This is a genomic window from Streptomyces pseudovenezuelae, assembly GCF_001513955.1.
GTDB classification, from domain to species: Bacteria; Actinomycetota; Actinomycetes; order Streptomycetales; family Streptomycetaceae; genus Streptomyces; species Streptomyces pseudovenezuelae.
Window position 1 is genome coordinate 1 of record NZ_KQ948148.1, and the last position, 7,457, is coordinate 7,457.

Sequence of the window (7,457 nt, forward strand, 5' to 3'; positions counted from 1 at the left end):
TTTCCGCTCTCGCGTTTCCCTTTCCGGCGGTTCCGACTCTATCAGATCCTTTCGGGCCTGATTCCCAGTCAGCGGGGTTTGTCTTCCCGGCCGTTGGGCCGTTCCGACGAGTGAGACTTTAGCGGATTCCCAGCTCCCGAGCTAATCGGGGGCCGCCGTCCTTTCGAACGTGGATTCCTCATTTCGCGAATACGCACGCCAATACGGCGACGGCAGACAGAGCTGTCATCGTTTGTTGGCTGGTACCTGCGGAATGGCTGTCCGGGGACCGACCGGAGTCGGCGCTCACGTCGGACAACTCGGAGAACACTACGTACCGGGCTGGGGAGTGTCAACTCAGGTCCGGACGGGCTCCCGCAGGCGTACGCTGACAGGCATGACAACGCGTACGTGCACCCAGCAGTGGTGGGCCGCCTGACGGCGGCCGTAAGCACGTATGCACTCAACGGCCGCCTCCTCGGCGGCCGTTCGTATGTCTCCCTCCAGGACTCCTGAGGGTCGGCCGGCCGGGGACGGCGGTCTCGACCAGGAGGTGGAGAGATGACGCGGGTCTTCAGCGGGGTCAAGCCGACGGGGCATCTGACGCTGGGGAACTACCTGGGAGCCATGCGGCAGTGGGCCGCGGTCGACCAGCACCGGGCGGAGTCGCTGTTCTGCATCGTCGACCTGCACGCCCTGACCGTCGACCATGATCCGGCGCGGGTGCGCCGACTGAGCCGGCAGGCGGCGACGCTGTTGCTCGCGGCGGGGCTGGATCCCGAGCTGTGCACCGTGTTCGTGCAGAGTCATGTGGACGAACACGCGCGGCTGTCATACGTGCTGGAGTGCGTGGCCACGGACGGCGAGATGCGGCGCATGATCCAGTACAAGGAGAAGGCCGCTCGGGAGCGGGCACGGGGCGGGAGTGTGCGGCTGTCGCTGCTCACGTATCCGGTGCTGATGGCGGCGGACATCCTGGCCTACGGGGCCGACGAGGTGCCGGTCGGGGACGACCAGGCTCAGCATGTGGAGCTGACCCGGGATCTGGCGGTGCGGTTCAACCAGCGGTACGGCTACACGTTCGTGGTGCCCCGGGCCACCGTGCCGCACGTGGGCGCGCGGGTCATGAACCTCCAGGAGCCGCTGGCGAAGATGGGAAAGTCCGATGACTCCGGGCCGGGGATCGTCTATCTGCTCGACGAACCGGAGGTCGTGCGGAGGAAGGTCATGCGGGCCGTGACCGACAGCGGGCGGGACGTCGTGTACGACCGGGAGGCCCGGCCGGGGCCGGCGAACCTGCTGGAGATCCTCGCGTCCTGCACGGGTGGGAACCCATCGGAGCTGAGCGGTGTATATGAGTCGTATGGCGCCTTGAAGAAGGACACCGCAGAGGCCGTGGTCGAGGTCTTGAGGCCCGTGCAGGAGACGCACAAGGAGCTGTGCGCGGATCCTGGCTATGTGGAGGGGGTGCTGCGGGATGGTGCGGAGAGGGCGCGGGCGATGGCGCGGCCGACCGTGGATGCCGCTTATCGCGCGATCGGGCTGCTTCCGGCCGCTTCGGATACGGCGGCTGTGGATACCGGCGCGCTGGACAGCGGTGTGGTGCTGAACGCTGCCCGGTAGGCGTCGCCGGTGCGGAAGGTGACGCCTGTGCGCGGGGGCGGCTCCGCTTGTGTGGTGGCCACCTGGGTGGGGTGGCCACGGCGGGGTGGCCGCCCCCGGTGGGTGTCAGTCCTTCTTGCCCGAGGCCAGTGCGCGGCTGCGGTCGCGGGCGGCTTCGAGGGCGGCGATGAGGGCGGCTCGTACGCCGTGGTTCTCGAGTTCGCGGATGGCGTTGATGGTGGTGCCGGCGGGAGACGTGACGTTCTCGCGGAGCTTCACCGGGTGTTCGCCGCTGTCGCGGAGCATCGTGGCGGCGCCGATCGCGGACTGGACGATGAGGTCGTGGGCCTTGTCGCGGGGCAGGCCGAGCAGGATGCCCGCGTCGGTCATGGCTTCGACCAGGTAGAAGAAGTAGGCCGGTCCGGAGCCGGAGAGGGCGGTGCAGGCGTCCTGCTGGGACTCGGGGACGCGGAGCGTCTTGCCGACGGCGCCGAAGATCTCCTCGGTGTGGGTGAGGTGAGCGGCGGTGGCGTGGGTGCCGGCGGAGATGACGGACATGGCCTCGTCGACCAGGGCGGGGGTGTTGGTCATGACGCGGACGACCGGGGTGCCGGTGGCGAGGCGCTCCTCGAAGAAGGAGGTGGGGATACCGGCGGCGCCGCTGATGACCAGGCGGTCGGCCGGGACGTGCGGGGCGAGTTCGTCGAGGAGGGCGCCCATGTCCTGCGGTTTGACCGTGAGGATCAGCGTGTCGGCGGTCTTGGCGGCCTCCGGGTTGGTGACCGGGGTGACGCCGTAGCGGCTGCGGAGTTCCTCGGCTCGCTCGGGGCGGCGGGCGGAGACCAGGAGGTCGGCCGGGGCCCAGCCGGCGCGGATCATTCCGCTGAGCAGGGCTTCGCCGATCTTGCCGGTGCCGAGGACTGCGACTTTCTGGCTCATGCGGTTCAGTCTGGCACCGGGTCGGGGCGTGCAGGGTGGGTGTCCGGTGGGCGGGACATGGGAGCGGTGGCGGCCGTCGGGCAGTCCTAGGCGGTCCTGCGCCTCAGTGTGGCCGCTCCCAGTCCCAGGACGAGCAGGGCGCAGCCCGCCACGATCAGCGCGTCGCGGACGAAGACCGCCGTCATGTCCGTGTGCCGGAGGACCTCGTTCATTCCGTCGACGGCGTAGGACATGGGCAGGACGTCGGAGATGGTCTCCAGCACGGGGTGCATGTTGTCGCGGGGGGTGAAGAGGCCGCACAGGAGGAGTTGGGGGAAGATCACGGCCGGCATGAACTGGACGGCCTGGAATTCGGAGGCCGCGAAGGCCGAGACGAACAGGCCGAGGGCGGTGCCGAGCAGGGCGTCCAGGAGGGCGACCAGCAGGAGGAGCCAGGGGCTGCCGACGACGTCGAGGCCGAGGATCCAGACGGCCAGGCCGGTGGCGAGGGCGGACTGGATGATCGCGAGGGTGCCGAAGGCGAGGGCGTAGCCGGCGATGAGGTCGCCTTTGCCGAGCGGCATGGCGAGGAGGCGTTCGAGGGTGCCGGAGGTGCGTTCGCGCAGGGTGGCGATGGAGGTGACCAGGAACATGGTGATCAGCGGGAAGATCCCGAGGAGGGAGGCGCCGATGCTGTCGAAGGTGCGCGGGCTGCCGTCGAAGACATAGCGGAGCAGGAGCAGCATCACGCAGGGGATGAGGATCATCATCGCGATGGTGCGCGGGTCGTGGCGGAGCTGGCGCAGGACCCGGGCGGCGGTGGCGGTGGTGCGGGAGAGGCTCAGGGCGCTGGTGGGGCTCGGCGCGAGACGGGGTGTGGTCGTGGTCATCGCGTGTGCTCCTTGGTGCGGCTTGCTTCGACGGCCTGGTCGACCAGGTGGAGGAAGGCGCTCTCGACGGTGTCCGTGTCGGTGCGGGTGCGGAGGGCCTCGGGGGTGTCGTCGGCGAGGATCTCGCCCTCGCGCATCAGGAGGAGGCGGTGGCAGCGCTCGGCCTCGTCCATGACGTGGGAGGAGATGAGGAGGGTGGCGCCGCGGCGGGTCGCGATGTCGTGGAAGAGGTTCCACAGGTCGCGTCGCAGGACGGGGTCGAGACCGACGGTGGGTTCGTCGAGGACGAGGAGTTCGGGGGTGCCGAGGAGGGCGACGGCCAGGGAGACGCGGCTGCGCTGGCCGCCGGAGAGGTTGCCGGCGAGGGAGTCGGCGTGGGTGGCGAGGTCGACGTCGTCGATGGCCCGGGTGACGTCGGTGCGGCGACGTTCGGCGGCGGCGCGGCCGGGGGCGAGGATCGCGGCGAAGTAGTCGAGGTTCTGGCGGACGGTCAGGTCGTCGTAGACGGAGGGGGCCTGGGTGACGTAGCCGATGCGGGTGCGCAGGGTGGGGTGGCCCGCGGGGCGGCCGAGGACGTCGAGGGTGCCGGTGACCTTGGCCTGGGTGCCGACGATCGAGCGCATCAGGGTGGACTTGCCGCAGCCCGAGGGGCCGAGGAGGCCGGTGATCTGACCGCGGGGGACGTCGAAGGCGAGGCCGCGCAGGACGGTGCGGGGGCCTCGGACGACGGTGAGGCCGTCGGCGTGGACGGCGGGGGTGGCCGGCTCTTCGTCCGTGCCGTCGGCGAGCGGCCCGGACTCTTTATTCATCATGCGATGAATAATGCTCTCGTGAGTCCGGGCCGTCAACCGCGCCGGTCAGGCGTTGACCGCGACCAGCAGTTCCACGTCGTAGGTCTCCTCGACTGTTCCTTCGGGGAAGTGCTCCAGCAGGATCCGCCGCTCCTCGGTGAGGAAGACGTCCGCGTGATCCTCGCCCGCCACGAGGAACATCGAGTGGCTGCCGATGTTGGCGAGGTGGGTGTCGACGGGCACATGACGGCTCCAGCGGACCACCCGGTGGGCGAATGCGAGACGGCCGCTGGGGTCGGCCAGGGCGGACCGGGCTCCGTTGCCGTTCACCTCGACGGCCGGATGGGCGCCGTAGTCCTTGAAGTGCTCGGCGACCCGGTCGACCTGGCCGGCGATCCAGGGGACGTCGAGGGCGTAGGTGTTCCACCACAGGGCGAGCGCACCGCCCGGCCGCAGCACACGGCAGGCTTCCGGGACCGCGCGGGCCGGGTCGGTCCAGTGCCAGGACTGGGCGTAGGCGAGCAGATCGACGGAGTCCGCGAGGAGGGGGAGGTCGTTGCCGTCGCCCCGGACGATCGGGATCCGGGGGTGGGTGCGGCGGAACTGCTCTGCCATGCCCGTCCCGGGTTCGACCGCGACGACCTCGGCACCGCGGGCGTGCAGCAGCGCGGTCGCGATCCCGGTACCAGCCCCGACGTCGGCGACCCGGGCGCCCGTGAGGGGGCGGTCGGCGAGCTCCTCGATCGCGTCGAAGAGGGCGGGCGGGTAGGAGGGGCGGTTGGCGGCGTACTGGGCTGCGGCGGCGTTGAAGGAGTGGGCTCGGCTGGTGTGGAAGGAGGCCGTCATAGGGCCATGGTGACGGGGAGGAGTAGGGGGAGCGATGAGATTTCGGTGAGAAGCGGAGGGGTGCGCGGGCGGCGCGCCCCGCCGGTGGTGACCGGCGCGCTCAGCGGCGCCGCTTCTTCTTGGAGGGGTTGCCGGTGCGCCGAGCGCCTCGCTTCTCGTGCAGTTTCAGCGCCGTCTCGTACTCCTTGCGGCGCAGCCCCTCTCCCGGCGCCTCCATGAAGGTGCGGAAGAAATAGGCGAGCAGGGAGCCCACGAACCCGATGGCCAGGAGGCCGCGGAGGGAGGCCTGGCGGTCGGGGTCGGGGTGCTTGCCGAAGCCGTCCCAGGTGTTGCGGAAGGCCAGCGCGCTGCAGATGGCGAACATCGCGACGACGAGGACGGTGACGAAGCTGCCGGTGTCGGCGATCTGGAGACCCTCGTAGGCGAAGCGGAGGATCAGGCCGGAGGCGACGGCCGCGGCGAGGGAGCCGGCGGCGGCCCCGACGCGGCGGAGGACGTAGCCGTTGTCGTGGTTGACCCAGGTCGTGCCGAAGAAACGGATCGGGCCGGGGCGGGGGCCGCCGCCCTCTGGGGAGCCCGCGGGGATGTCCTGGGTGCCGGAATCGTCGCTCACGGGACGATTATGGCTCCGGGACGGGGGCGGGCTCCCTTCGGGATCAGGAGCAGCGGTCGGCGATGTAACCGTCGCTGCCGGTGTTGATGTAAGCGTCGGCGACGTACTGACCGTTGCTGACGTTGTCCCAGATGTTGGACGTGCCGTAGGGGCCGGTCACCGTCGTGCCCGGCGTCTGGCAGTAGACCGGGACTTTGGCGCCCTCGGGCAGGACACGGACGACGCTGTAGCTCGTGCCGGGTCCGTTGCGCACGTTCAACTGGTAGCCGGGAGCCACGGCGTAGTACCGGACCGTCGTGGCCTCGGCGGTGGCAGCGCCCACCATGAGGAGCGCGCCGGTCAGGCCCGCGAGCACGAAGGATCCGCGTTTCAGGGGTGTCACTGGTGGTTCCCTCCGGGATGGGTGACGAGGTCAGCCGCAGCGCGAGGCGACGTAGCCGTCGCTGCCGGTGAGCACATAGGCGTCCGAGACGAACTCGCCGTTGGCGATGTTGTCCCAGATGTTCGAGGTGCCGTACGGCCCGACCACCGAAGTCCCCGGCGTCTGGCAGTAGATCGCGACCTGCGCTCCCTCGGGCAGGACGCGGATGATGCCGTACTGGGTGCCGGGGCCGCGGCGGACGTTGAGGCGGTAGCCCGGTGCGACCGAGTAGTAGTGCACGCCTGCGGCGGCTGTCGTGGCGACGGCCTCGCTCTTGCCGCCCTCGACTTCTTCGACGTGGTCAACAGACATCAGATCTCTCCCCCGTTCGGTCCCCATGACTGCCATGGGGCCCCGTTGATTCCCCTGAATCACGCCATGAAACACATGTACGTAACTCGCACGCGGACACTAGCAAGCCGCCTCTGTCCCGTACGAGTCATCGAATAGGCTCCGTGTGTCGCGCGCGCCGACGATCAGCACGGGGGTGGTTCCATGGCGCCACAGGGCAACACCGGAACGGGCGCGGAAGCGGAACTTCCCGAGTACGCCGGCCACTACCGGCTGGAGTCATGCCTCGGGTCCGGCGGGATGGGCGTGGTACACGTCGCGCGCAGCACCTCGGGGATGAAGCTCGCGGTGAAGGTCGTACACACCGAGTTCGCCAAGGATCCCGAGTTCAGGGGGCGTTTCCGGCAGGAGGTGGCCGCGGCGCGGAAGGTGAGCGGGGCGTTCACCGCGTCCGTCGTCGATGCCGATCCCGATGCCGAACGGCCCTGGATGGCCACGCTGTTCATCCCCGGGCCGACGCTCTCCGACCAGGTGAAGCGGAACGGGCCCATGGCGCCCGCGGAGCTGCGCCGGCTCATGGCCGGGCTCGCCGAGGCGCTGCGCGACATCCATCGCGTCGGGGTGGTCCACCGGGATCTCAAGCCGAGCAACGTGCTGCTCGCCGAGGACGGCCCCAAGGTCATCGACTTCGGCATTTCTCGGCCAAAGGACAGTGAACTTCGCACCGAGACGGGCAAGTTGATCGGGACGCCGCCGTTCATGGCGCCGGAGCAGTTCCGACGGCCGAGGGAGGTCGGGCCCGCGGCCGACATCTTCGCCCTCGGTTCCGTGATGGTGCACGCGGCCACCGGGCGCGGGCCGTTCGACTCCGACAGTCCCTATGTCGTCGCCTACCAGGTGGTGCACGACGAGCCGGATCTGACAGGCGTACCCACGAATCTCGCGCCGCTGATCACGCGGTGTCTCGCCAAGGAGCCCGAGGACAGGCCCACGCCGGACGAGTTGATGCGGGAGCTGCGGTCGGTCGCGGCCTCGTACGACACCCAGGCGTTCATACCGGCGCAGCGCACGGTTGACGTGCCGGTGCCCGAGCGGAAGGCCGACGG

Annotated in this window: 9 protein-coding genes; 2 read left to right on the forward strand and 7 right to left on the reverse strand. The window is 69.9% G+C overall.

What is annotated here, in order from left to right; all coding sequences use genetic code 11:
• The first annotated feature begins 540 nt into the window (after window positions 1-540).
• On the forward strand, window positions 541-1,602 hold the full coding sequence (gene trpS, locus AQI94_RS20425) for a tryptophan--tRNA ligase (protein WP_031047536.1): 1,062 nt from the start codon (window positions 541-543) through the stop codon (window positions 1,600-1,602).
• 105 nt (window positions 1,603-1,707) lie between these two features.
• On the opposite strand, the gene proC is transcribed toward trpS, so the two are convergent.
• From proC to AQI94_RS20460, 7 genes are all read right to left on the reverse strand, one after another.
• Window positions 1,708-2,520 carry a pyrroline-5-carboxylate reductase gene (gene proC, locus AQI94_RS20430; protein ID WP_031047538.1) on the reverse strand — a complete coding sequence of 271 codons (813 nt, stop codon included), beginning with the start codon at window positions 2,518-2,520 and terminating at the stop codon, window positions 1,708-1,710.
• An 86-nt stretch (window positions 2,521-2,606) separates the two neighbouring features.
• Window positions 2,607-3,389, reverse strand: a complete 783-nt coding sequence (locus AQI94_RS20435) for an ABC transporter permease (RefSeq protein ID WP_031047540.1) — start codon at window positions 3,387-3,389, stop codon at window positions 2,607-2,609.
• Window positions 3,386-4,201, reverse strand: coding sequence for an ABC transporter ATP-binding protein (locus AQI94_RS20440; RefSeq protein WP_031047542.1), 816 nt, complete (start codon window positions 4,199-4,201; stop codon window positions 3,386-3,388). Before AQI94_RS20440 ends, AQI94_RS20435 begins: the two co-directional genes overlap by 4 nt.
• Before the next feature lie 45 nt (window positions 4,202-4,246).
• The gene (locus AQI94_RS20445) at window positions 4,247-5,026 is read right to left on the reverse strand and encodes a class I SAM-dependent methyltransferase (protein WP_031047544.1); all 780 of its coding nucleotides are present in this window, start codon (window positions 5,024-5,026) and stop codon (window positions 4,247-4,249) included.
• A gap of 100 nt (window positions 5,027-5,126) precedes the next feature.
• Window positions 5,127-5,639, reverse strand: coding sequence for a hypothetical protein (locus AQI94_RS20450; protein ID WP_031047546.1), 513 nt, complete (start codon window positions 5,637-5,639; stop codon window positions 5,127-5,129).
• 43 nt (window positions 5,640-5,682) lie between these two features.
• A complete protein-coding gene (locus tag AQI94_RS20455) occupies window positions 5,683-5,964 on the reverse strand; it encodes an SH3 domain-containing protein (protein WP_037942733.1) in 282 nt (93 codons plus the stop codon).
• 87 nt (window positions 5,965-6,051) lie between these two features.
• Complete coding sequence (locus AQI94_RS20460; RefSeq protein ID WP_031047550.1) at window positions 6,052-6,372, reverse strand: SH3 domain-containing protein; 321 nt, start codon at window positions 6,370-6,372, stop codon at window positions 6,052-6,054.
• A 183-nt stretch (window positions 6,373-6,555) separates the two neighbouring features.
• Here AQI94_RS20460 and AQI94_RS20465 point away from each other — a divergent pair.
• A partial coding sequence (locus AQI94_RS20465) for a serine/threonine-protein kinase (protein ID WP_159050640.1) occupies window positions 6,556-7,457 on the forward strand: 902 nt, incomplete at its 3' end.